General features: G+C 39.2%; 19 protein-coding genes and 3 pseudogenes. 2 read left to right on the plus strand and 20 right to left on the minus strand.

The window, feature by feature from the left end; genetic code table 11:
• Positions 1-86 precede the first annotated feature (86 nt).
• The 8 genes and pseudogenes from ACPC57_RS06465 to parE form a co-directional block, all read right to left on the minus strand.
• A complete protein-coding gene (locus tag ACPC57_RS06465; protein WP_434066530.1) occupies positions 87-1109 on the minus strand; it encodes a branched-chain amino acid aminotransferase in 1023 nt (340 codons plus the stop codon).
• A gap of 120 nt (positions 1110-1229) precedes the next feature.
• Positions 1230-2294, minus strand: a complete 1065-nt coding sequence (locus ACPC57_RS06470) for a YncE family protein (protein ID WP_434066531.1) — start codon at positions 2292-2294, stop codon at positions 1230-1232.
• Positions 2295-2489: 195 nt separating this feature from the next.
• Positions 2490-2630, minus strand: coding sequence for a hypothetical protein (locus ACPC57_RS06475; protein ID WP_289648813.1), 141 nt, complete (start codon positions 2628-2630; stop codon positions 2490-2492).
• Positions 2614-5067 (minus strand): DNA topoisomerase IV subunit A, encoded by a 2454-nt coding sequence (gene parC, locus ACPC57_RS06480; protein WP_434066532.1) that lies wholly within the window; start codon positions 5065-5067, stop codon positions 2614-2616. Before parC ends, ACPC57_RS06475 begins: the two co-directional genes overlap by 17 nt.
• 176 nt (positions 5068-5243) lie before the next feature.
• Positions 5244-5792, minus strand: a pseudogene (locus ACPC57_RS06485) (GTP pyrophosphokinase).
• A gap of 559 nt (positions 5793-6351) precedes the next feature.
• Positions 6352-6855 carry a YkvA family protein gene (locus ACPC57_RS06490; RefSeq protein ID WP_217373790.1) on the minus strand — a complete coding sequence of 168 codons (504 nt, stop codon included), beginning with the start codon at positions 6853-6855 and terminating at the stop codon, positions 6352-6354.
• Between the two features lie 30 nt (positions 6856-6885).
• Positions 6886-7487: pseudogene (locus tag ACPC57_RS06495) on the minus strand (Fic/DOC family protein).
• Positions 7488-7509: 22 nt separating this feature from the next.
• Positions 7510-9459: a DNA topoisomerase IV subunit B gene (gene parE / locus ACPC57_RS06500; protein WP_434066533.1), complete on the minus strand. Its 1950-nt coding sequence runs from the start codon at positions 9457-9459 to the stop codon at positions 7510-7512.
• Between the two features lie 141 nt (positions 9460-9600).
• On the opposite strand from parE, the gene plsY reads away from it, so the two are divergent.
• Together plsY and ACPC57_RS06510 are read left to right on the plus strand one after the other, a co-directional pair.
• Positions 9601-10242: a glycerol-3-phosphate 1-O-acyltransferase PlsY gene (gene plsY, locus ACPC57_RS06505; protein WP_274503824.1), complete on the plus strand. Its 642-nt coding sequence runs from the start codon at positions 9601-9603 to the stop codon at positions 10240-10242.
• A gap of 343 nt (positions 10243-10585) precedes the next feature.
• Entirely contained in the window at positions 10586-11443 is an 858-nt protein-coding gene (locus tag ACPC57_RS06510) for a hypothetical protein (protein ID WP_434066534.1), read from the plus strand.
• Between the two features lie 18 nt (positions 11444-11461).
• Here the strand turns inward: ACPC57_RS06510 and ACPC57_RS06515 are convergent.
• From ACPC57_RS06515 to ACPC57_RS06570, 12 genes and pseudogenes are all read right to left on the minus strand, one after another.
• Positions 11462-11772, minus strand: a pseudogene (locus ACPC57_RS06515) (HIRAN domain-containing protein).
• Positions 11773-11826: 54 nt separating this feature from the next.
• Complete coding sequence (locus ACPC57_RS06520; RefSeq protein ID WP_217373793.1) at positions 11827-12582, minus strand: DUF6287 domain-containing protein; 756 nt, start codon at positions 12580-12582, stop codon at positions 11827-11829.
• A 9-nt stretch (positions 12583-12591) separates the two neighbouring features.
• Positions 12592-13350: an SDR family NAD(P)-dependent oxidoreductase gene (locus ACPC57_RS06525; RefSeq protein WP_434066535.1), complete on the minus strand. Its 759-nt coding sequence runs from the start codon at positions 13348-13350 to the stop codon at positions 12592-12594.
• Positions 13351-13466: 116 nt separating this feature from the next.
• Positions 13467-16307, minus strand: coding sequence for a starch-binding protein (locus tag ACPC57_RS06530; protein WP_434066536.1), 2841 nt, complete (start codon positions 16305-16307; stop codon positions 13467-13469).
• Between the two features lie 326 nt (positions 16308-16633).
• Positions 16634-17233, minus strand: coding sequence for a lysozyme family protein (locus ACPC57_RS06535; RefSeq protein ID WP_277843739.1), 600 nt, complete (start codon positions 17231-17233; stop codon positions 16634-16636).
• Positions 17234-18208 (minus strand): nucleoid-associated protein, encoded by a 975-nt coding sequence (locus tag ACPC57_RS06540; RefSeq protein WP_434066537.1) that lies wholly within the window; start codon positions 18206-18208, stop codon positions 17234-17236.
• Positions 18209-18211: 3 nt separating this feature from the next.
• A complete protein-coding gene (gene glyA / locus ACPC57_RS06545; RefSeq protein ID WP_434066538.1) occupies positions 18212-19468 on the minus strand; it encodes a serine hydroxymethyltransferase in 1257 nt (418 codons plus the stop codon).
• 172 nt (positions 19469-19640) lie between these two features.
• Complete coding sequence (locus ACPC57_RS06550) at positions 19641-20243, minus strand: L-threonylcarbamoyladenylate synthase (RefSeq protein ID WP_274503836.1); 603 nt, start codon at positions 20241-20243, stop codon at positions 19641-19643.
• The gene (gene prmC / locus ACPC57_RS06555; protein WP_434066539.1) at positions 20230-21063 is read right to left on the minus strand and encodes a peptide chain release factor N(5)-glutamine methyltransferase; all 834 of its coding nucleotides are present in this window, start codon (positions 21061-21063) and stop codon (positions 20230-20232) included. Before prmC ends, ACPC57_RS06550 begins: the two co-directional genes overlap by 14 nt.
• Positions 21063-22142 carry a peptide chain release factor 1 gene (gene prfA, locus ACPC57_RS06560; RefSeq protein ID WP_434066540.1) on the minus strand — a complete coding sequence of 360 codons (1080 nt, stop codon included), beginning with the start codon at positions 22140-22142 and terminating at the stop codon, positions 21063-21065. The genes prmC and prfA overlap by 1 nt, the downstream gene beginning before the upstream one ends.
• A gap of 304 nt (positions 22143-22446) precedes the next feature.
• The gene (locus ACPC57_RS06565; RefSeq protein ID WP_024392197.1) at positions 22447-23019 is read right to left on the minus strand and encodes a thymidine kinase; all 573 of its coding nucleotides are present in this window, start codon (positions 23017-23019) and stop codon (positions 22447-22449) included.
• A 117-nt stretch (positions 23020-23136) separates the two neighbouring features.
• Entirely contained in the window at positions 23137-23334 is a 198-nt protein-coding gene (locus ACPC57_RS06570; protein WP_337999545.1) for an excalibur calcium-binding domain-containing protein, read from the minus strand.
• Positions 23335-23370: the final 36 nt, after the last annotated feature.

Here is a 23370-nt window from a genome sequence, read left to right on the forward strand (position 1 = left end):
AAACAACAGAAAAAGAGAACGGATTTCTCCGTTCTCTTGGTACAATTTTCTATTTCTCAAAACTCTAGACACTTACCCTTCCGAAATTATTCAATCTCTACAATCCAGCCTACTGGTGCTTCAATATCACCAAATTGGATACCTGTTAATTCATCATAAAGTTTGCGGGTCACAGGACCAACCTCTGTTTCGCTATGGAACACATGGAATGTATCACCAATTTGAATACCACCGATTGGTGAAATCACTGCAGCTGTTCCACAGGCTCCTGCTTCAACAAACTCATCTAGTTCATCCACAAAGACTTCCCTTTCAATTGCTTTTAATCCCAATCGTTTTTCTGCTAAGTAAAGAAGAGAATACTTGGTAATTGAAGGTAAGATAGATGGTGAAACTGGCGTAACAAATTCATTTTCAGCTGTGATACCAAAGAAGTTAGCTGACCCAACTTCTTCAATTTTCGTGTGAGTAGCTGGATCAAGATAAATCACGTCCGAAAAACCTTTATTTTTAGCATGTTTACCTGGTAATAATGATGCTGCGTAGTTACCACCAACTTTAGCTGCACCAGTACCGTTTGGAGCAGCACGGTCATATTCATCTTGAACAAGGAAATTGGTTGGAGCTAATCCACCTTTAAAGTAGTTTCCAACTGGCATAGCAAAGACTGTAAAAATATATTCCTCCGCAGGTTTTACACCAATAATATCACCGACACCTATCAAGAGTGGACGCAGATAAAGGGTGCCACCAGTTCCATATGGTGGAACATAATCAGCATTAGCTTTTACGACCTGCTTACAAGCCTCAATAAATAAATCTGTTGGAACTTTAGGCATCAATAGACGGTCTGCAGTCCTTTGTAAGCGTTTAGCATTTTGATCGGGACGGAAAAGTTGCAATTTTCCATCTTTTGTACGATATGCTTTAAGACCCTCAAAAGCCTGTTGGCCATAGTGAAGGGCAGGTGAACTCTCAGAAATATGTAATTCTGCATCTTCGGTAAGAGCACCACTGCTCCATTGTCCATCTTTATAATAAGCAATAAAGCGATAAGGCAATTTCATATAAGAAAAACCAAGATTTTCCCAATCAATAGTTACTGGCATAAGTTTACTCCAAATATATTTTTTACTATTTTACTACTTTTGAAAATGATTTTCAATTAAAAATTCAGAAAATTTTGTATGTTTGGTTTTTCTTAGTGCTAAACTCTTATTTTTTTGGACTTACTCTACATCCTCAAGTGATAGAGCAACGACTCTATCCATTGATGTCACTGTTGGATTTATTCGATATTTAAAAGCTGAAGATTCAAAGAGTAGATACAGTAAATCACCTTCAACTTGAATTTGCTGCATGTATGGTGGTGCTACCAGTTCCTTTTTTGGCTCTAATAAATCAGTCAAAGCATTGTAACCTGAAAAATCGAACCAGAGAATCTTTGAGTCTTCATTTCCATATGATTGAGAAAGAAGTATCTGATGTCCATGAACTGCAATTCCTTGAATTTGGTCAGGAGTATCGATGATTGTCGTTGGTTGAAAAGCTTCTGAATCAAGATTTTTTCCAGTTGGATAACCCTCAGAATCCAACTGGAAAATTCCCAAATGCCCATGGTCATCTTTATCAAAATATCCAACTAGTAACTTTTCTTGGTCATAAGCCATGTAGGAAGACCGTTCTATCTGACCAAGACTAACCTGAAAATCAAACTCCACAGGTTCTTTAGTTTTACTAAATTGATCTGTTTTTATTGTGTTCAAATTCAAGGCTGATATTTGAGAAGTATCATCACCTTCAGTCGTTGTGATCCACAAACGATTATTTAGATGGTCGTACGCAATCCCCCCAACGTGACTTGTTGTTGGAAGAACAATTGTTTTGATGTATTTACCAGTTTTCTTATCTAATACCCAAAGAACAGAATTAAAACCACCACCATTACTATAGGCCGATATAACGACATAATCCTCTAGAAAGCTTAAACCTTGAGGTGTCATATCTTCAGTCTGATCTGAATCTCCTTCTTCCTCACCTGTTGATTGTATTGTTTCAGCTTGCACTAATCCTGGTATGACATAGGTTGCCCGAATGGAGGTTGCAATGTTTTTATAGAATTCTGGGTAATATTCTTCTAATTCATTATAGAACTCTTCTAAATCTTTGCTTGCTGAGTTGGTATTTGTACCGTTCTCCTCTTTAAATTTTGTCCCGGTATATAGAGAATATCCATAATAGAGTAAAGAGCCAGTGCAAAGCAGAGCAATTATCCACCAAATAATTTTTTTCATATTGTATCCCATTCCTCTCTACACTATAGTATAACAAAAAAGATTGTCCGAAGACAATCTTTGATAGGTAAACTTCAATCTATAGCTAGGTTCCAATATACTATCTATTTTGAGGAAAGACAGTTTGATATAAATATATACATGATTATGTTATCAAACTTCTTCGTAACATAATTGATATCATCTAAATCCTACTTAATACCAACCTAAAAAATCGTGAAGAAAAGATTCAAATGCTGGGATGAGTTTAATAGCAATAAATACTAGAATAACTACAAATCCAATAGTAAGTGCCAGCTTTGTAACAGATGACATTTTTTTAATCCACCCAAGCATGGAATACCTCCTCATTAGAAATAGTATCCGAAATGAAACTACCATTGCTAGTCCTTTCAGAGAAACTTAGCTGAGTCACATCTATATCATAACTTTTGCCTGTATTAGACAGGACATGGAGCACTTGCCCATTAGTTTGTTCCTCAACCTGACTAGTAAACAAATCAAAATCCCCCTGAACTGTCAAGACTGGTCCTGCCACAAAGACACGGTGAGGTTTAGCCTTGAGTTCGCGAAGCACCTGTAAACCACGCTTGGCACGACTGGTCACAGGGATTTCCTCCGTCGCCATCCGCTTCAAGCTACCACGCTGGGTCAGAAGATAGAATGAGCTGGTATTACTGATGAAAGCAGCAACCACCACATCGTCATCCTTGAGGTTGACCGCCTTGACACCAGCTGCCTTAGCACCGATGACTGGCACTTCTTCGATGTTAAATCGCAGAGCGTAGCCCTGCTCAGTGATGAGCATGATGTCGTCCAAAACTACAGGTGATACAGTAATAACCACATCTTCGTCATCTTTGAGTTTGGCATACTTGGTTGACTTAGACTTGTAAGTCCGCCATGGAGCAAACTCCTTGCGCTCTACACGTTTAATTTGGCCAAATTTAGTCACCGCGAAATAAGTTCCCTCATCAAAATTCTCAACCAATTCAGCAAAGATAACCTCTTCATTGGTATCAAAGTTCATCAAGGTCTGACTCAGGTGTTCGCCAATGTCCTTCCAACGAATATCTGTCAACTCATGAACAGGTCGGTAGATGACATTTCCAAGATTAGTAAAGAGCAAAAGGTGCTGAGTTGTCTTTGCATTCTGCAAGAAAATCAGCTGATCATCATCTCGCTTGCCCATTTCTTCTAGCGTTGAGGCATTGAAAGAACGAGGACTTGTCCGTTTGATATAACCTGCCTTGGTCACGCTGACAAAGGTTTCTTCTTCGACAATCAGGCTGGCAGTATCAATCTCAATCGTTTCTGCCTGAACCTGCAATTCACTCAAACGAGGGTTGCCAAACTGCTTTTTGACCTCACGCAATTCCTTCTTCATAAGATTAAACATGGTCCGCTCATCACCGATAATAGCTGCCAAGGTCTGAATCTGCTCGCGTAGGGCTGCTTCTTCATTTTCCAAGGTCACAATGTCGGTATTGGTTAAGCGGTAAAGTTGCAAGGTTACGATTGCCTCTGCCTGCTCTTCGCTGAAATCATAGCTGATTTTCAGATTTTGCTTGGCATCAGACTTGTTTTCAGATGCACGGATAAGAGCAATAACTTCATCTAAGATGGAAATGACACGGATTAAACCCTCAACGATGTGAAGACGTTTCTCTGCCTTTTCCTTGTCGAACTTAGAACGAGCAATGATAATCTCACGGCGGTGGGCAATATAGCTAGAAAGAATCTTCTGCAAGCCGACCTGACGCGGTGTAAAATCATCAATCGCCACCATGTTGAAATTGTAATTGATTTGCAGATCGGTGTATTTGTAGAGATAGTTGAGAATGGTTTGCTCGTCGCTGTCTTTTTTCAGCTCAATGGCAATCCGCAGACCTGTACGGTCTGACTCGTCACGTACCTCAGCAATTCCAGGCACCTTGTTGTTGACACGGACATCATCAATCTTTTTAACCAGTACAGCCTTATTTACTTCGTACGGAATCTCCGTCACAATGATCTGTTTCTTTCCACCCTTAAGTTGTTCAATGTCACAACGGCTACGGACTACGACACGGCCCTTTCCAGTTTCATAAGCTTTCTTGATTTCGTCAGCCCCTTGGATAATGGCACCTGTTGGGAAGTCTGGTCCAGGCAAGAACTCCATTAGCTTTTCTAACTTAGCAGTAGGATGATCAATCATGTAAACGACAGCATCGATTACCTCCGCTAAATTATGTGGCGGGATGTCAGTCGCGTACCCTGCTGAAATTCCTGTCGCTCCATTGACCAATAGATTAGGAAAGGCAGCTGGTAGCACCGTGGGTTCTTTTTCCGTATCGTCAAAGTTCCAGGCAAATGGTACTGTATTTTTCTCGATGTCGGCCAGCAAATAACCTGCTATTTCCGACAGACGAGCCTCGGTGTAACGCATCGCCGCAGGGGGATCGCCGTCCATGGAACCGTTGTTTCCGTGCATCTCCACCAAAATCTCGCGATTTTTCCACTCCTGACTCATACGGACCATGGCATCATAAATAGAGGAGTCACCGTGCGGGTGGAAATTCCCCATGATATTCCCGACTGACTTGGCAGACTTACGGTAGCCCTTGTCAAAAGTGTTGCCGTCCTTATTCATGGAATAAAGAATCCGACGTTGCACGGGCTTTAGACCGTCACGAATGTCCGGCAAAGCCCGCTCCTGAATAATGTATTTGGAGTAGCGACCAAAGCGCTCTCCCATGATGTCCTCTAGGGACATGTTTTGAATGTTTGACATAAATTAAGATACAAAGCCCGTAAAAGACAAAGTCAAAATAGGAAATCTCCAGAAAATCCTGATTTTCTAGACGATTTATCTTTTTGACAAAGTCTTTAGGGCGTGTTCAGTTATTTCTACTAACTGAACATTCCTTTCTTTCACATTGTTTTGAAAAGATAAAAATTTACCTCGACTTACCCCACAAACTTCCTCATATACTTAATATGACTGGCAATATTGCCCTCTAAATCATTCTCATCCCACAGTTGTAATTCCCATGGATAGTAGAAATTGCTCTTATTTTTGAAATAGATATGAATGCCGACATAGCCGTCCATATCTCGCAGATACCAGTTTTTCAGACCATATCGTACTTACCAGTCGTTCAGACGCTCCATGATCTGCAATTTCTTCAAAAGTCAGAATCATACGGGCACCGAAGATATCATTGAGAATGGAATTAACAGGGTACCCCTCTCTTCTCTCTTTAAAACGCTCAATCTTATCCAAAATCGATTCCGATGTTTTGACACGATAAAAATAAGCAATATCTTTGACATCAGCACGCATCAAATAGTCATTAATAGCCTCGTGTAAGTTAAGCCGATAAGGCTGAATAGGCGCTTTGGTAATGGTATGCTTAAGATTGATTTTTCAACCTTACCAGTTTCAAAATAGTCCTTTGAATACTCCAGATGAATACGGTTAATTTCACTTATTAAGCGTTCAACTTTCTCTAATATCTTCTTTCTCCTTTTGAACTCAACGAGATCATTTTCAAGATTTATTTATCCAACCTCAACATAAAAATCAGAGAATCTCGATCAGGGAAGTCATAGCGAATGGGCAGTTCTTCTTATTCAACCCGCTGGAATCCTTGCTTCTCATAAAAGCTGTGGGCAGCATAGCACTTGGATGGAGTGTCCAAGACAATACTTGTTACACCCTTTGCCTGTCAGTCAGCAACCAAAGCTTAGTAAAGCACGGCCGAAACATCCTTTTCACGACCACGAAAGTCTTGGTGAACAAAGAATTTTTTTAAACGCCGACATGGTCTTTGACAAGTAGTCCAATCCTACCAACCACCATATCGTCATCGGTCACGACCAGCCAAAAGTTACCACCTGTCCACAATATAATAGTCCTCAATAGCATTCATATCTGATTGCTCTTCCAAGGACAAGTCCACCTGATTACCATAATTTTGCAGATACAAAATCAAGGCAATCACTTGATTTTATAACGACTTTCATAAGGTATTAGTTTCATTAATACTACCTTCTTTTTTGGTAAATAGCAAAGCTACTCACTCATTTTCCGTTGACTTGCTTGCCAGTTTCTAAAATCATCAACATCTGACTTAACTAGTTTCAAACAGGCATTTAAGACAAAGGCATCATCTAAGAGTCCAGGTCCAAATAGAAAATCCGGAAGGACATCTAGCGGACTAAAGAAATAAATCAAGGCTCCAGTAATCGCTAGTAAGGTACTTTTTGGTATAGCAGTATATTCACGCTTTATAAAACTACGTAATAAAGAAATGAAACCTGGAATTGCTGCGAATTTGTCCCCACCAAAAGGTAAACGAGCCAATTTTCGTTCAGTATTTTGTAAGAAATGTTCTAATTTTCCCTCATCCGATAGTAAATTCTCTGCTCGTTGTTTTGTTTTAGATGAATTCCAACTTTCTATAGCCTGATCGAATTTTTCTTCCAGTTCTTTTTTATTCTTAAAAGGCTTGTGTATTGTTGACCATTGCTGCAATCGGTCAGTTAGTTGTTTTTTTATTGTTACTCGTAATGGCATAAGTCACCTCACTTTATTTATCGTTACATTTTACAAGTCCTCAGTACGATAAAGGTTATAACCCTTATAGTAATAAGAATGGTCGATGCCTTTGAAATTAGTAGCCTGACCAAGATCGTCAGTCAAAGAATGTAGCAAGAGGTATTTGAGTTCACCTGTTGATACATGACTTCTAATCATCGCATTGAAATATTCATCTTCATCAATACTATTCCAATCAACCACCTTGCCCAAACTATCCCGTAGCATAAAATCCTACCAGATACGAATACTGCGTTCATTTACTTCTCCGAATTGATGTGTTATGTTCATATCTGCATATTTTCAACGAATTCGTCAAAGGTTTCATGAGGCGGCTTGTCAATATAGGCCAAGGACTGCTCAAGAAAGATTCGTGGGACGAATTGAAAATTATCTTTGGCAATATTGACATCACGAATTTTCCTTGAAAAGTCGTAAATATCCTCAAAAAAAGCCTGATGAATGTGTGCTAAACCTGCAAAAGCCCCAACTTCTATCTGGAATAACTGACTATTTTTTAACAGTTGAGCTGCTTTCTTCTTGCTGATTTGTTCTTCAAGACGAGCTGATTCAGCCGAATTTTCAATCCCCAATTTATTTTTTAAAACCATATCGCACCTCATCTTCCATATATTATTTGGTAAATGCAGTTGCTTCTTCCAAAGTAAAGGTTACATTATCCTCTATCCACTTACGGCGTGGCTCTACCTTGTCCCCCATAAGGACAGATACACGGCGTTCCGCACGCGCCAAATCTTCAATCGTCACACGAATCAATGTTCGAGTCTCAGGGCTCATAGTCGTTTCCCAGAGCTGATCAGCATTCATTTCACCAAGACCTTTATAGCGTTGGAGAGTAGAGCCTTTGCCAAAATCCTTGCGGAGATCTTCTAGCTCTCCATCAGACCAAGCGTAGGCAATCTTTTCTGTCTTCCCTTTTCCTTTAGACATCTTATATAAAGGAGGCAATGCAATATAAACTCGCCCTGCTTCTACTAAGGGTCTCATATAGCGATAAAAGAATGTTAACAATAGCGTCTGAATATGGGCACCATCTGTATCCGCATCGGTCATGATAATAATCTTGTCATAGTTGACATCTTCCAGCGTAAAGTCTGATCCAACACCTGCACCAATTGTATAAATCATGGTGTTGATTTCTTCGTTTTTGAGGATGTCCGCCATTTTTGCCTTGGCTGTGTTGATAACCTTACCACGCAATGGTAAAATGGCTTGGAACTTGCGGTCACGCCCCTGCTTGGCAGACCCACCGGCTGAGTCCCCCTCGACCAGAAAGAGTTCGTTTTTAGCAGGATTTTTTGATTGCGCCGGGGTTAATTTCCCAGATAATAGCCCCTTGTCCTTCTTATTTTTCTTACCATTTCGAGATTCATCACGGGCTTTACGTGCTGCTTCACGGGCATCACGGGCTTTTATAGCCTTACGCACTAAGTTTGATGCTAAATCGCCATTTTCTAAGAGAAAGAACGTTAATTTCTCTGAAACAATTCCATCTACAATCGGACGGGCAAGCGGGCTTCCAAGTTTATCTTTAGTTTGACCTTCAAATTGAAGATGTTCTTCCGGAATGAGAACTGACAAGACAGCTGACAAGCCTTCACGGTAATCAGAGCCTTCCAGGTTTTTATCTTTTTCTTTTAACAAACCTGTCTTGCGCGCATAGTCATTCAATGCCTTGGTAATAGCTAGTTTCAATCCTGTCTCATGAGTACCACCATCCTTGGTGCGAACATTGTTTACAAATGAGAGTATGTTATCTGAATAGCCATCATTGTACTGCATGGCAACTTGTACTTGAAAACCAGATTCTTCACCTTCAAAATAGAGGACTGGTGTCAGAGTTTCCTTGTCTTCATTTAAATAAGATACAAAATCCTGAACACCATTTTCGTAGTGATACTCTTCTTGTTCACCAGTTCGCTCATCTGTCAAGGTCATCGTCACTTGCTTGAGCAAGAAGGCAGATTCCTTCAACCTCTCTGCAATGGTATTAAATTTAAAATCAATTGTAGAGAAAATGGTATCGTCAGGCATAAAGGTAACTTTGGTACCTGTTTTTGATTTTGGTGCTCTACCAATTTTTTTTAAGGTAGTAACAGGCTTACCCCCCTGCTCAAAGCGTTGTTTATAAACTGCACCTTCACGGGTAATTTCCACTTCTAACCAACTAGATAGGGCATTAACCACCGAAGAACCAACCCCATGTAGACCACCTGACGTTTTATACCCACCCTGGCCAAACTTACCACCTGCATGGAGAACGGTGAAGATGACTTCAACTGTTGGCTTGCCTGTAGCATGCATACCAACTGGCATACCGCGACCACAGTCTGTTACGGATAAACTCCCATCTTTAAGAATCGTTACTTCAATTCTATTCCCGAATCCAGACAATGCTTCATCTACTGCATTATCGACAATCTCCCAGACCATATGGTGTAGACCGTTGCCATCTGTTGATCCGATATACATCCCGGGACGTTTACGAACAGCATCTAATCCTTCCAAGACCTGAATGGCGTCATCGTTATAATTATTAATATCAATCTCTTTCTTAGCCAAATTTGACCTCCATACCTATCATCTTTTCTATATTACAAGTTTTTTTGTATTTTTGCAAAATATTTCTGTTCTTTTCCGGTGCAACAAGATAATTATTATCCATTTCAAAATTCTTGATAAAAAATATGCTATAATGAAACTATGTTAAAGATTGTATTACTATTCATTACTGCCTACTTATTAGGCTCAATACCATCTGGTCTTTGGATTGGACAAGCGTTTTTTAATATCAATATTCGTGACCATGGATCTGGCAATACGGGAACAACTAATACATTTCGGATTCTGGGACCAAAAGCAGGGACAGTTGTATTTATTGTTGATTTCTTAAAAGGAACCATAGCAGCCCTTTTACCTGTTCTCTTCCATGTGCAAGACATTTCACCAATCGTTTTCGGTCTTCTGGCTGTTCTAGGACATACCTTCCCAATTTTTGCTCAATTTAAGGGTGGGAAGGCTGTTGCTACGTCTGCAGGAATGCTTTTGGGAGTTGCACCTGCATTTTGCCTCTATCTAGTAATCGTTTTCGCAGTATCCCTTTATTTGACGTCTATGGTCTCTTTCTCCAGTGTCTTTTCAGCCGGCTTAGGCATTTTGGGAGTCTTAGTGTTTCCAGCATTTGGATTCCTAATTAATGAATATGATTGGATATTTACACTGATTATTGTCTTTCTCGGACTCTTTGTTATTATCCGTCATAAAGAAAATATCAAACGAATTCTTCGCAAAGAAGAAAATTTGGTCCCCTTTGGATTGAACCTAACGAAACAAAAGAAAAAATAGCCTAATCAAATGCCCCTTACACCCTTATTAGGACCCTCGACCTAGTAAGGGTTTTGTTATGGAAAAACATAGTCATCTGAATTAATGCTCTACGAGAGTGACTTGTTTCGCAAGTCATATTTCCAACCTAGAAAAGCCTCAAGGCTGCTCGAGCTACCTGCACCAAAGTCCAGGTCTGAAAGCTCTTCATTCGACTAAACAACAATTGAAACCAGCGTCACACTTCCCAAGCAAAGGAAATCTAACATCCCAAAATACTGGTAGAATCTTGAACACCATACTTTAGTTTAACGCATTAAACTTTTTAGTAGATTTGAAAATTCATTTTTGTTATACTGATTGTATGAAAACATTAACACTTGGAAAACTATTAGGATTACCAAATTTTCATCATTTTTATTCGGTTCCTGTGAAGAGACTTGAGCACACCGCAGACAATTATATACTTGTTTTTAAACAGGATAAAGAACTTGTTTTTGTCGACTTAGAAAGTGAGACCGGAAAGACTCAGGAAGCTAGATTTGCTAGTCATTTTCAGAACGATCATCTGTTAATCGGTTTGGGAACAATTCCTGTTTCTGCGTGGTCTACCTGTCAAGTCCTTGAAGTAAGGAAAAATACTAATCAACGAGGAGTCAGTCTCTCACATTTGATGGAAAGCCACGGACAATTACCTATTTTTAAGTCAATAGCAGAGCATTATCGAGCACGTGAACAAGAAACAGTTTATGATCCCTACCGCTACTCCTACACTGTTGAAGAGAAATCTGCTATTATAGACAATCAATTAAAAATCATTCCTAGAAAAGAATATGAAAAAATAAAAGATTTTCATCCCTTTTTGAAAATAAGACATGGAAATGTTTATGCTGTTCCCTGCCTCTATCAAGACATAAAACGAAAGCAAGTGACTAAGATTTATATCATGGGATGGTATTTTTATGAAAAACAACTGAAAATATCTTGGAAGCCATCTCATACAAGAAAAAGTCGATGGCGTTCCTCACTTCTTTCTGTTGATAAACTGTCGGACCGCTACTTCTTCCAAGGTGAATTGTACAAGAAAGGCTCATATCCAGTTTTTCTAGACCAGCTAACAATAAAAAATAAGGCTTACCAACAACGTCTAGACGACGAGTTTGCAGCCTTTATAAGTATCATTGAAAATCAAAAACAAAAAGCGCAGCTCCGTTTGAGATAAGGTATCGGTGGACACCTCTTATTTCCGACGATTGTCTTTTAATTTCACAACTACGCGAAATTGGCGATCTGGATGGTTCTCTCTGTTAGACATTTGAATACGAGCCTCAAGAATATCTCCATGTCCAAAGTAAATCAATCGGCTGATCAAAGAGTTTTATCAGATGGAATATAGCCTAATTTGGTACCCTGATAAAAGATTGCTACCGCTTCAGAATCGTGTGGGTTAGAAGATTCCCTTACTAATTCTACTGGTGTTCCTGGTTTTAGTTAATCAATCACATAAAGCCCATCATAATAGGCAAATACAGCCAAATGAAAATGTTGCACATTGCGTGTTGGTTAAAAAGAAGTATAAGTCATGTGTTAACCTCCAAAATTTTCTTATGGTTGGTAGACGATTTGATAATTAGCATTGATAATAACCCCATTCTGATAGACAGTATACAGACTTTCGTCATTCCCCTCTATAACATTGTATGGGATAGATTCTGTGCGGGTGTAATTTCCCCCAATCACATGCCAGTTATTTTCACCTAAAATAGCGTTTGCGTATTCAATCGTCTTGGGACCACTTTCCAGCTGAATCCCAGTTTCAGTATTCTTTAGCGGATCAATACCACTATCAGCTGATTGAGATAGACGATAATAGACTTCCATTGAATCTGCAGACGCCGGGCTAATCACTATCATTCTATCACGTGTGGAGTCAGATGTATCTGTACCAGTTGTTAGGTAGGTTGCGCTCAATTGAGTTCCTCCCGGAACCATCAGTAATGTTACATCTCCAATTTTTGCATCTACATAGCCTGTTTCAAATACCCCGTCCATAATTTTCCCGCGTCCAAGCAATGCACGATCCTCTGTGACCAAGCCCTTGCTATTAAATATCAAGGAATCTCCCTGGGTATTCTGCCAAGTAGCAAGAATACTGTCGTAATTTCCCTGCATCAAAGCATCTATATCTATTGAAATTGGAAGAATGTCTTTCTGACTGGTAGATGAGGTACTCGTGCTTGAGAATTGACTTGTTGATGAAGTAGTGTTTGACGATGTCGTAGACGTCTTATTGGCATTGCAAGCTGGAAGTACAAAAACTGTAATCACACCCAGAATAATACATAAAATTCTCTTTGACATGCCTTTCTCCTATTCTCTATGAATAGTAAATCCAGTTGCCTGTTTGGTTGCCATAATAGTCATATCAGAAATCTGAACGTGTGCAGGTCGATTTGCAACGAAAAGAGTACATTGTGCAATATCGCTAGCTTGCAAAGCATCAATCCCTTGATAAACTGTCGCTGCTCTCTCCTTATCTCCATGAAAACGAACTTGGCTAAAGTCAGTCTCAACAATACCGGGTTGTAAGGTAGTTACCTTGATATTTTTATCAATCGTATCAATACGAATACCGTCTGAAAGCACCTTGACAGCTGATTTGGTTGCAGCGTAGACAGCAGCTCCTGCATAGGCGTAAATACCGGCCGTTGATCCAATATTGATAATATGACCTTCATTATTTTCAACCATTTGTGGCAATAACTGACGTGTCACAGTTAGTAATCCTTTAATATTAGTATCAATCATTGTCATCATGTCAGTCAAATCATAGTCTTGAAATTTGTCCAATCCCAATGCCAGGCCAGCATTGTTTACCAAAATATGAATTCGTCCAACTTCTTCTATGATTTTTTGACAATTTATGATTGTTTGCTCCATATTCGTAATATCAAATGAATAAATGGATACTTGGACATGGAATTGCTTTTCAATATCATGTTTAATTTCTTCTAGTTTATCAAATCTGCGACCCGTAATAACGAGATTATCACCATTTTCTGCAAAGGCGTAAGCGATTGCTTTACCGATTCCGCTACTTGCACCTGTAATCAATACATTTCGTTTCATTATTTTTTCTCCTATTTCTATATTATACTACTTTTTTGAATAGAAGAGAAAATCACAGAGCACAAAATAAGATCCCCTATCGACTGGGGACCTTATTTTTTAGGAAAGAAACACACTTATTTTAGACCATCTTTGGTATAATGGCCATCTACTTTAAAATCAAAACCAACTGAGACCGGGAATTGAATAGTAGAATTTGGTTTATTAAATAATAATTTTACATTAGAATTTGCATATTCTTCTGGTAAATCGATATAGAAATGTCCTTTGCTATCTTTCAGCATAGCTTGACCAGGCCAAGCTCCCAAAGGCATTTGAATTGGATTACCATAATAGGCATAGACATTTGCAGCACCCCATCCACCAGGATTTTCAAAGGTAATACGGGTAAGGCCTTCGGCAACTGGTTCTGGTAAAACGGCTCTATGGCTACCGTCTAGTTCATAGACTTGTCCAAGTTCCAAATCATAGCCAGGTTTATTTTGAGCTGGGAATTGAACTTTCGTATCAGGATTATTGAAAATTACTTTACCACCTGCAAATTCTTCACCAAGCTCAATATAATATCCGTACTCATCTTGACTCATTTCTTTACCTGGCCAATTTCCAACGAGTGGTACACCTTTATTATCATAAACATAGGCGTAGACCTTAGACCAACCTTGTGAATTGTTGAAGTAAACACGGTGGGCAATTTGTTGCTCGATGTCTGGGACTTTTGTACCGACTTCAACTACTTGTGTTACTGGCTCTTTGCTAACTGTTTCACTGATTTTTATCTTAGAAACAAGTTGATCACCAATGTACTCTGAACGGTAAGTTATTGTCTTCACTCCGTCTTGACCTTCAACGCGAGTTACTTTCTGTCCTTTTTCAAGTTCAGGATTGTCTACATACTCTGTTTCAAATGGAATTGGAAGCTCTTCATTTTCTTCTTTGAACTCGCTTTCAGGTTTTTCGGCAACTAAACCATCTTTAGAATATGTTCCGCCTGATTTAAATTCAAAACCATGGGATTGTGGATACTGTGCTCCTTTGTTGTTAGAAAAGAGTACTTTTACGCCATCAGTCTCGTATGATGTTGGAAGAGTGATGGCGAAAAGACCTGTACCATCTTTTTCCATTTTAGTTCCTGGCCATGCGCCCAACAATTTTTCACCTTTGGCATTATACATATATACAAAGACATCTGTCCATTTATCTGGATTTTCAAAGCGAATGGTTGTATTGGCATTCGGATCTTCTTTTGTAAAGCGATAAACGGATTGAACTGTCTCACCTTTAGCGTTTTTGGCAGATAATGTAACCGTTACTGTTTCACCAAATTGCACTTGACTTCCGATTGTAATGACTTTTCCATTTTCAAATTTAATTGGAGCGCCATTATTGACAGAATAGGTAGCCTCACTAGTATTAGAAGTTTGTAATGTAAGATTTAATGTATCTGTCAAGAAAGTATGGCTGCCTCCTTGATATCCTTGAACTGACAAGGATGCTAGATTATCAAAACTCTCACCTTTTGTTAATACTAATACTGATCGTCTCGCAATGGAACCACTTAATCGTCCGTTCGAAACAGTGTAGGTTTTACCAGAAATTTGGTCTTTATAGGTTCCATTCGCCAATTTTGTCTCAGTATTTAAGCTTTTCTCACTGTCGGAAAGGTTTGCAATTACTGCGCCTTGAGTGCCTCGTTCAATCATGGCAACGTTTGTATCACCATTCGGGTTCCGAATATATTCTGATTGACCAACCATGGCATTATGGAATTTGTTTACTGCTACAATCGTAGGATCTTTATAAAGATTGCTACCTGCATCACCGATTTTAGTTTTTTCAGGGAAACGGACACCATTACCGCCACCAACTGGACGTGAGAAGAATAGAGGTGTACCTTTGGCGCGTGCAGTAATCATTGCCCAGCCAAGTTTCAAATCTTCATCGCTCATCCAAGCTGATTCAGATTCACTATCCGTCTTTCCGTTTGCATATGTATCGTGAGATTCGACCCAAAGTACAAGTTTAGAAGGATCTACTCCTGCTTGGTAGTTGCCAAGATTTCCAGCATTGACATTTCGATTGCGGAGCATGTCTCGGATAGAGTGCCCATATTGGGATGCAGTAATGCTCATCAAGTTCGCATAATCTGCATCACGTGAAATATTGTCTTGTAACACTTCACCATATTGGAACTCAGAACCATTATTTAATATAACATTCCAGAAATTACTACCAAATTCGTTAGGATATTCTCCTGGTAATTCGATATGTTTTGCAGCATCATAACGAAATCCATCCGCTCCATCAGCAACTGCATTTTTTAAGAATTTCAATAAATACTGTTGTACTTCTGGATTTTGTGTATTCCATTCCCAGAGCTGAAGCAGAGACTTTTGAGTTACTTCCTCACGACTCCTCCAGTTTTCAATTTTAGTATTTCCATGAGACCATTTTGTAATGGATTTAATTTCTGAAGAGATCTTATTATAATCAGAAGTAGTATGATTCAGTACTGCATCAACTATAATTTTTATACCATACTGCTCTGCGACACGATTCATCTCGACAAATTCAGCTTCAGTCCCAAGCTGATAGTTACCAATCGTATAGGCAGTTGGTTGATAATGATAGTACCATTGATTTGTAAATTTCTTATCACCACCATTCCCAACAACTACAGCATTAATTGGGGATGTTTGAACACTTGTATAGCCTGCTTCTTTAATGGCCGCCATATTTTCTTTGATAGCATTAAACGACCAACACCAAGCATGCAAAACAGTCCCATCTTTCATTGAAACCTGCTGGTTGGAGCTGGCAACGATTGTTTCACCATTTACTGAAGTGATTGTGAATGCCTGTTCAATTCCAGCAAACATGGATAAAATCAGGGTAACACTAACCGCTTTTTTTACCAGTTTGGATAGTATTCTCTTACTTTGACTTTGATAAGCCATATAAACCTCCTAAAAAATAATATGAAAACGTTCGCATTTTCTTGAAAAAATATATCTACAGTTGATGACCTTGAACCTAGCAATCAACTGTAGAGGAATAAGTACTCTCCTTTCTTTCAAAATTAAATCATTCGCCAAATGCAAACGGTTGCAAAATGATAATATCATATTTGTCGGTTGATTTCAAACAGCTAAAAGATCATGAAAAACCGCTCTGTATCAGGTTTTACTGTCAATTTATGCTACTTCAGGGAAAATTTTGTTACCGTTAACTATTTTGGACTAACTAAAAAACTCATTGAACTTCAACGAGTTTTTGTATGTCATCAGAAAAAATTTAAGAATTGCATGAGTCGCATATTGAACTGAACCTGTCTTGCATAATAAATATTGCCGCCATTTACATATAATTTTCCACCACTGAGCAATGCTAAAGGATGATAATAGGTATAAGTTTCCCCTGTTGTATTACCTAAACTAGGAGCAACGACAGTCTTAGAATATTCTTTTGCCAAGGCTAGCGTATGTTCTCCACCATGTTCTGCGGTATAGTCAATATAGGCTGGCCCAAAATTATAGGCTTGAACTGCTGTCCAAACTTCTACCCCTTTTTCTTCTGCCAGTTGCAAATTTTCAGTGAGATAGATTACACCTTGGCGAATACTTTCTTTGCTATCTGTGATCGTATTCGTATAACCTGTTACGGACTCACTAGATTGCATGACATCAGCTTCTAATCCTTTTGTTTCTGTATAAATCATGGCCAAAACCAATTCTTCGTTAGCAGGTGTATCATTTTCAGCTAGTACTTCTTGTACCATTGTTTGATAGGCCATTACTTGTTTGACAGCGTGATAGGTCTGGAAACCTTTATAGCCAAGAAAAATCAATAAAAGCATCACTAGAATGCGTCTCAGTTTTTTCATTTACTTACTCTTTATATCTTCAATATTTTTGATGAGGATCGAATAGGTTCCGTTTTCATTTTGAATAAACTGAACAGATTCAGCATCCTCATAGATTGCGTTAGGTACAATCAATTCAATGCCATTTGATAAAGAAAGCTTTTGGTTTTCAAATTTCTTGAGTTGACGACTACTATCAATCTCATCAAATGAAATCTTATCAGGTATGACCTCTTTCAGTTGATCGACGAAATTTAAACGAGCAGTCAGGTTGTTATCGAATAACTGATCAGCCAATTTTTCTGGAGAAAGCTCATTATCTTCCTCCAAATTGTTGAAAATAACTGATTTGACTTTCGATTGAAATTGAAAATCAACTTGATGGAAATTGTCAGCAATCTTCTGTGCAGTTTGCTCTACTGCTTTGATTGATTTCTTTGCAGAAATAGCTGGTGTGACTTGCAGAAGATTATCTGAGAAATAATTGAGGAAGGTTCCATTGTGTTTGATTCTTTTCTCAATCAAATGATACTTCCGCGTTTGAAGATTGACAATCAAAGCTTCATCAGGTGCTGAACCTGCTCCAGGTAAATTATTCTGGGTGATTCTTAAAGGACTTCCGCTTTCCAGACCAATGTGGGCGAGATTTTCACGCAGTGAGATTCTCAAAAAGGCAAAATGTTCAACACCATTTCGTTCAAACTCGATAAAAATGAGGTCATTGGTTTTTAAATTCTCAGAAATTGAAAATTCTTCTTTCCAGAAATTAGCAATCTTTACTGAATTCGACAACAAATCACCCTTTAGATGATCTAGAAAGGGATTGTCAGAATTGAATTGACCTGTTTTAGCCTCATCAGAAAAAACACGTTCAATTTTTTTGCGCAAATATTCTTCTATTTTGGGACTAACAGTCAAAAGCTGGTCGGCAAGGACCAGCTCTGTATCATCGGGACTAAATTGATGTATAATAGCTTTTTTTACAAATATATCCATATTTTAATTTTCGTAAAGAGGGAATTGATCTGTTAAAGCACGAACTTCTTGGCGAACTTCTTCAAGAACTGCATCATTCTCAGCATTTTCAAGTGCTTTAATTGTTAATTGAGCAACCTTACGAGCTTCTTCAACACCAAAACCACGGGCTGTAATAGCTGCTGAGCCGATGCGGATACCACTTGTCTTGAATGGTGAAAGTTTTTCATAAGGAATTGAATTTTTATTAAGTGTTATATTTACTTCATCGAGGAGATGCTGAGCAACCTTACCGTTTTCAACGACTTTTGTCACGTCAACTAGGAAGAGATGATTGTCTGTTCCTCCTGTGATGACTTTAAAGTTAGGGTTTGCAAGGAAGACTTCAGCCATGGCCTTGCTGTTTTCAATCACTTTTTGAGCATAGTCTTTGAAAGCTGGGTCCAAAACTTCTTTGAAAGATACGGCTTTTGCAGCAATAACATGCTCTAATGGACCACCTTGAATTCCAGGGAAAATGGCTGAGTTGATTTTCTTAATAAGTTCTTCGTCATTCGTCAAAATCAATCCACCACGAGGACCACGAAGAGTTTTATGTGTTGTTGTAGTAGTGATATGAGCATGCGGAACTGGGTTTGGATGGAGGCCAGCAGCTACTAGTCCAGCAATATGTGCCATATCCACCATCAATTTTGCACCAACTGCATTAGCAATCTCACGGAATTTAGCAAAGTCAATCGTACGAGCATAGGCTGAAGCACCTGCTACAATCAATTTTGGCTGTACTTCTTTTGCTTGTTTTAAAATGGCAGCGTAATCAAGCAAGCCAGTTTCTTCGTCAACATTGTAAGCGACAAAGTTGTAAGTTTGTCCTGAGAAGCTAACTGATGCACCGTGAGTCAAGTGACCACCTGCTGCTAAGTCCATTCCCATAACAGTGTCTCCTGGCTCAATCAAGGCCATGTAGGCAGCACAATTGGCCTGGCTTCCTGAGTGTGGCTGAACGTTAGCAAATTTTGCACCGAAAATTTCTTTAGCACGTTCAATAGCTAAACTTTCAACTACGTCAACGCATTCCGTACCGCCATAGTAACGACGGCCTGGATAGCCTTCAGCATACTTATTGGTCAAAATAGAACCTTGAGCTGCCATAACAGCTTTAGAAACAACGTTTTCAGACGCGATCAATTCGATATTATTTTGTTGGCGTTTTTCTTCAGCTTGAATAGCATCCCAAACCTCTTTATCGAAGTTTTTAAAGTCAACTTTATCAAAAATCATATGCGTTTCTCCTTTATTAGTGCTTGATGTAATGGTTATGCGACTTGTCAGATTGGCATCCCTAGTGTTAGCAAAAAACTTATATTTGAATTTCTTAGATATAAATGATGGTTTAAATATGTGAATGGAGCTATTCATCTACTCGAAACATTCTTTAATCCTCGAACATTCTTTAATCCTCGAATTCAATTTCAGGTATTTCTTTTTGAATGAGCTCACGACTTATTGCACCTTGACGCAAAATCCGCGCTTTCTGTCCAGAAAGGTCCAAAATCGTTGAATCAATGCCTGTCAAGGCTTGGTCGTCCTCAATGCCAGGCAAATCAACTGAAAATTGTGCCTGGATGTCCGAAAACTTCTTGCCACTTTCATTTCCTGAAATATTGGCGGACGGTCCAATAAGTGGACCAGTCTCAGAAATCAATTGTAAGGTTTTTACGTGATTAGGTACACGGAATCCAACAGTATCCAGTCCAGAATTAACCCAAAAAGGAACATTGTCATTCGCTTTTAGGATAATCGTTAGCGGTCCTGGCATAAACCTATTATACAGTTTTTCCAGAAAAAAGGGTGTATTTTGACTGAAAAAAATAATATCGTTCAGATTTGAGACATTTAAGTTCATTGCCTTGTCCCTAGGGCGCTGTTTCAACTGATACACACTATTGACCGCCTCTTCATTTAAAGCTTGGGCAAACAGTCCATAGACTGTTTCAGTGGGAAGAACGACAGCCCCTCCACTAGTTAGAATTTTTCGGAGTTTATCCATTATCATCCGCTACAACCTTTCTATCCTGTCCAAATTGGTCTTTGAGGACTCGAATTCGCTTTTTGGGGAAATGCAGAGTAAGTAAGTCGGTTAGGTCTTGGCCTTGTTTATAGCCAATTTCAAAGTAGAGTTTTCCATTTTTCTTCAAGAATGCCCCTGCTTGCTCCGCAATTTGTCTATAAATAGCCATACCGTTTTCTTCCGCAAATAAGGCCAGATGGGGCTCAGAAGTCAATACATTGAGCCCAACTTCATCTGTGTCATCTTGCGAGATATATGGTGGGTTGGAAACAATGATGTCAAATTTTCCTGTCACAGCTTGCAAGACATCCGATTCTAGAAAGTGGACAGAGACTTTGTTATTTCTTGCATTTTCCTGAGCCACTGCTAAGGCATCCTCAGAAATATCCACCGCTACCACTTCCCAATCAGGTCTAGCTTTTGCAAGGGAAATAGCTATGGCACCGCTTCCTGTACCGATGTCTAAGATACGCAAATCTGCTCCAATATTTTCCTGCAAAATCAAATCGACTAATTCTTCCGTTTCAGGTCTTGGAATCAAGACTCTCTCATCTACCACGAACTCCAAGCCATGAAAATCAGCCTTTCTGATAATGTATTGGGCAGGTCGGTGCTGGGAAAGTTGCTGAAAAATCGCATCAATCTCTTCTTTGTCAGTCGGTGTGACTTCCTGACGGAGCAGAAGGAGAAATTCCGTAAAGTTCAATCCCTTTAAGCCACGAAAGGTGAAGGACAGGGATTCTGCCTCTTCACCGATTGCGACTAATTGTTCTTCGTATGTTGCAAATAATTGAGCGTAATTCATTATTTGTTAAGCTCTTCTAGTTTTTGCGTTTGATCGTAGAGAACAAGGGCATCTATAATTTCATCCATCTTACCTGACAAGATAGTATCCAGCTTTTGCAATGTCAAGCCGATACGGTGGTCTGTCACACGGTTTTGTGGAAAGTTATAGGTACGGATACGCTCTGAACGGTCACCTGTACCGATAGTTGATTTACGCTCTGCATCCTGCTCATCTTGGGCAATCTGTGCAAAGTGGTCCGCAACACGGGCACGGATAATTTTCATTGCCTTTTCACGGTTTTTCTGCTGGGTCCGTTCTTCCTGCATTTCTACCTTGATGTTGGTTGGCAAGTGAACGATACGCACGGCAGTTGCAACCTTGTTGACGTTCTGTCCACCAGCACCAGATGCGTGGTAAATATCGACACGAAGATCTTTTGGATCGATGTCATATTCCACTTCTTCAACTTCTGGCATGATGAGAACTGTTGCTGTTGAGGTGTGGACACGACCTTGGCTTTCTGTCACAGGGACACGTTGGACACGGTGAGCTCCTGATTCATACTTGAGTTTTGAATAAACGGATTGACCAGAGACCATGGCAACCACTTCCTTGATACCGCCGACACCATTATAAGAAGCCTCCATGACTTCAAAACGCCAGCCTTGACTTTCTGCATACTTTTGATACATGGTCAAAAGGTCTCCAGCAAAGAGGGCAGCTTCATCACCACCTGCGGCACCACGGATTTCCAAGATGATATTTTTGTCATCGTTAGGGTCTTTTGGTAAAAGAAGAATTTTGAGCTTTTCTTCGTAAGCCTCTTTATCAGCCTTAGCTTGTTTAAGTTCTTCCTTAGCCATTTCCTCCAGGTCAGCATCACCAGAAGATTCCTTAATCATCTCTTCTGCATCGACAATATTTTGAAGTACAGTCTTATATTCACGGTAAGCTGTAACCGTATCACGAGTTGCAGATTCTTCCTTAGATAACTCCATAAAACGCTTGGTATCGCTGACTACATCTGGGTCAGACAACAATTCACCAAGTTCCTCGTAGCGGTCTTCCACCGCCTGTAATTTATCGTAGATGTTCATAATTTTAAGATATTAAGGGCGTTAAACGAACAAAGCAAAAATAGGAGTTTTGACGAAGGACGAAAGCGTCCTAGAAAAAACTATCTTTTTTGCACAGTTCGTAGCCCGTATTCGATTCCTTTCTAAATATTTGACCGAACACACTTCCAGTTAGCTTGTAGGGCGTGTTCAATTCCTTTCTGTAATATGTAGGTCATGAAACAGGCACAGTTCGTAGCCCGTATTCAGTTTTTTCTAAAAATTGTTTGGAATGAAACTCACGCTAAAAATTCTTTTACGTACATTCAGTCCATTAACTAAATGATTATTTTATTTCTGGTGAAAAATAATGTTTGCGACAGACAGGAATGTAGGTTTCATTGCCACCAATTTGGATTTGTTCTCCTTCATAAGTAGGTTTTCCATCCTGTGTTCTCAAAACCATTGTCGCTTTTTTAGAACAATATTGGCAGATTGTTTTGATTTCATCTAATTTATCAGCTAATAAGAGCAAATGTTGGGAACCTTCAAACAGTTCATTTCGAAAATCATTTTTAAGACCGAAAGCCATAACAGGTACATCTAATTCATCTACAACACGCGCAAGAGCATATACATGATGACGTCGAAGAAATTGAGCTTCATCAATCAGAACACAATAAGGTCGGGGTTCCATTTTTTCGATAAAAGCAAAAATATCCATCTCATCGTCAATAGCTACCGCTTCACGTCGCATGCCAATTCGACTGGATACAACACCAAAGGCATCACGAGTATCAAGCGCAGATGTCATGATAACAACAGGTTTTCCTTGTTCTTCATAGTTGTGGGCAACCTTGAGAATTTCAATAGTCTTACCTGAGTTCATTGTCCCATATTTATAATATAATTGAGCCACTTTTCTCATTCCAATCTTAAAATTTCACTCCTTTCATTCTATCATAAATTGGAGTTTATGGGAAATAGAAAAACAAGCTCAATTGAGCTTGTCTAATCCATGAATACTACCTAATTTTTACTTTGAAAAAAACTTACTCACATCCATTGCCGCCACCATCACGGTCCAAATGTGGGCATACCCCGGATCACCAATTTGTACTGGGGCTGCTCCTGCATTCCGAGCTTCAGTGCAATTTTTATAGTATACACTTCCAGATGTTGTTCCAGCAAACTGCTGTATTTGACTTTGTGCTTGTGCCTGTGATTCTAGTATTCTTTACACTTCAGCTGCTTTTTGGGCTTCGACAGC

The sequence above is a fragment of the Streptococcus sp. VTCC 12886 genome (assembly GCF_049893425.1).
GTDB classification, from domain to species: domain Bacteria; phylum Bacillota; class Bacilli; order Lactobacillales; family Streptococcaceae; genus Streptococcus; species Streptococcus suis_AA.

Excerpts from the sequence above, each read along its gene's own strand:
- ACPC57_RS06510 (WP_434066534.1), top strand. The coding sequence starts at position 10,586 with ATGAAAACATTAACACTTGGAAAACTATTAGGATTACCAAATTTTCAT.
- parC (WP_434066532.1), bottom strand. The coding sequence starts at position 5,067 with ATGTCAAACATTCAAAACATGTCCCTAGAGGACATCATGGGAGAGCGC.
- prmC (WP_434066539.1), bottom strand. The coding sequence starts at position 21,063 with ATGAATTACGCTCAATTATTTGCAACATACGAAGAACAATTAGTCGCA.
- ACPC57_RS06465 (WP_434066530.1), bottom strand. The coding sequence starts at position 1,109 with ATGCCAGTAACTATTGATTGGGAAAATCTTGGTTTTTCTTATATGAAA.
- ACPC57_RS06520 (WP_217373793.1), bottom strand. The coding sequence starts at position 12,582 with ATGTCAAAGAGAATTTTATGTATTATTCTGGGTGTGATTACAGTTTTT.
- prfA (WP_434066540.1), bottom strand. The coding sequence starts at position 22,142 with ATGAACATCTACGATAAATTACAGGCGGTGGAAGACCGCTACGAGGAA.
- ACPC57_RS06470 (WP_434066531.1), bottom strand. The coding sequence starts at position 2,294 with ATGAAAAAAATTATTTGGTGGATAATTGCTCTGCTTTGCACTGGCTCT.
- ACPC57_RS06550 (WP_274503836.1), bottom strand. The coding sequence starts at position 20,243 with ATGATAATGGATAAACTCCGAAAAATTCTAACTAGTGGAGGGGCTGTC.
- ACPC57_RS06540 (WP_434066537.1), bottom strand. The coding sequence starts at position 18,208 with ATGGATATATTTGTAAAAAAAGCTATTATACATCAATTTAGTCCCGAT.
- ACPC57_RS06530 (WP_434066536.1), bottom strand. The coding sequence starts at position 16,307 with ATGGCTTATCAAAGTCAAAGTAAGAGAATACTATCCAAACTGGTAAAA.
- ACPC57_RS06525 (WP_434066535.1), bottom strand. The coding sequence starts at position 13,350 with ATGAAACGAAATGTATTGATTACAGGTGCAAGTAGCGGAATCGGTAAA.
- glyA (WP_434066538.1), bottom strand. The coding sequence starts at position 19,468 with ATGATTTTTGATAAAGTTGACTTTAAAAACTTCGATAAAGAGGTTTGG.
- plsY (WP_274503824.1), top strand. The coding sequence starts at position 9,601 with ATGTTAAAGATTGTATTACTATTCATTACTGCCTACTTATTAGGCTCA.
- ACPC57_RS06475 (WP_289648813.1), bottom strand. The coding sequence starts at position 2,630 with ATGCTTGGGTGGATTAAAAAAATGTCATCTGTTACAAAGCTGGCACTT.
- ACPC57_RS06490 (WP_217373790.1), bottom strand. The coding sequence starts at position 6,855 with ATGCCATTACGAGTAACAATAAAAAAACAACTAACTGACCGATTGCAG.
- ACPC57_RS06535 (WP_277843739.1), bottom strand. The coding sequence starts at position 17,233 with ATGAAAAAACTGAGACGCATTCTAGTGATGCTTTTATTGATTTTTCTT.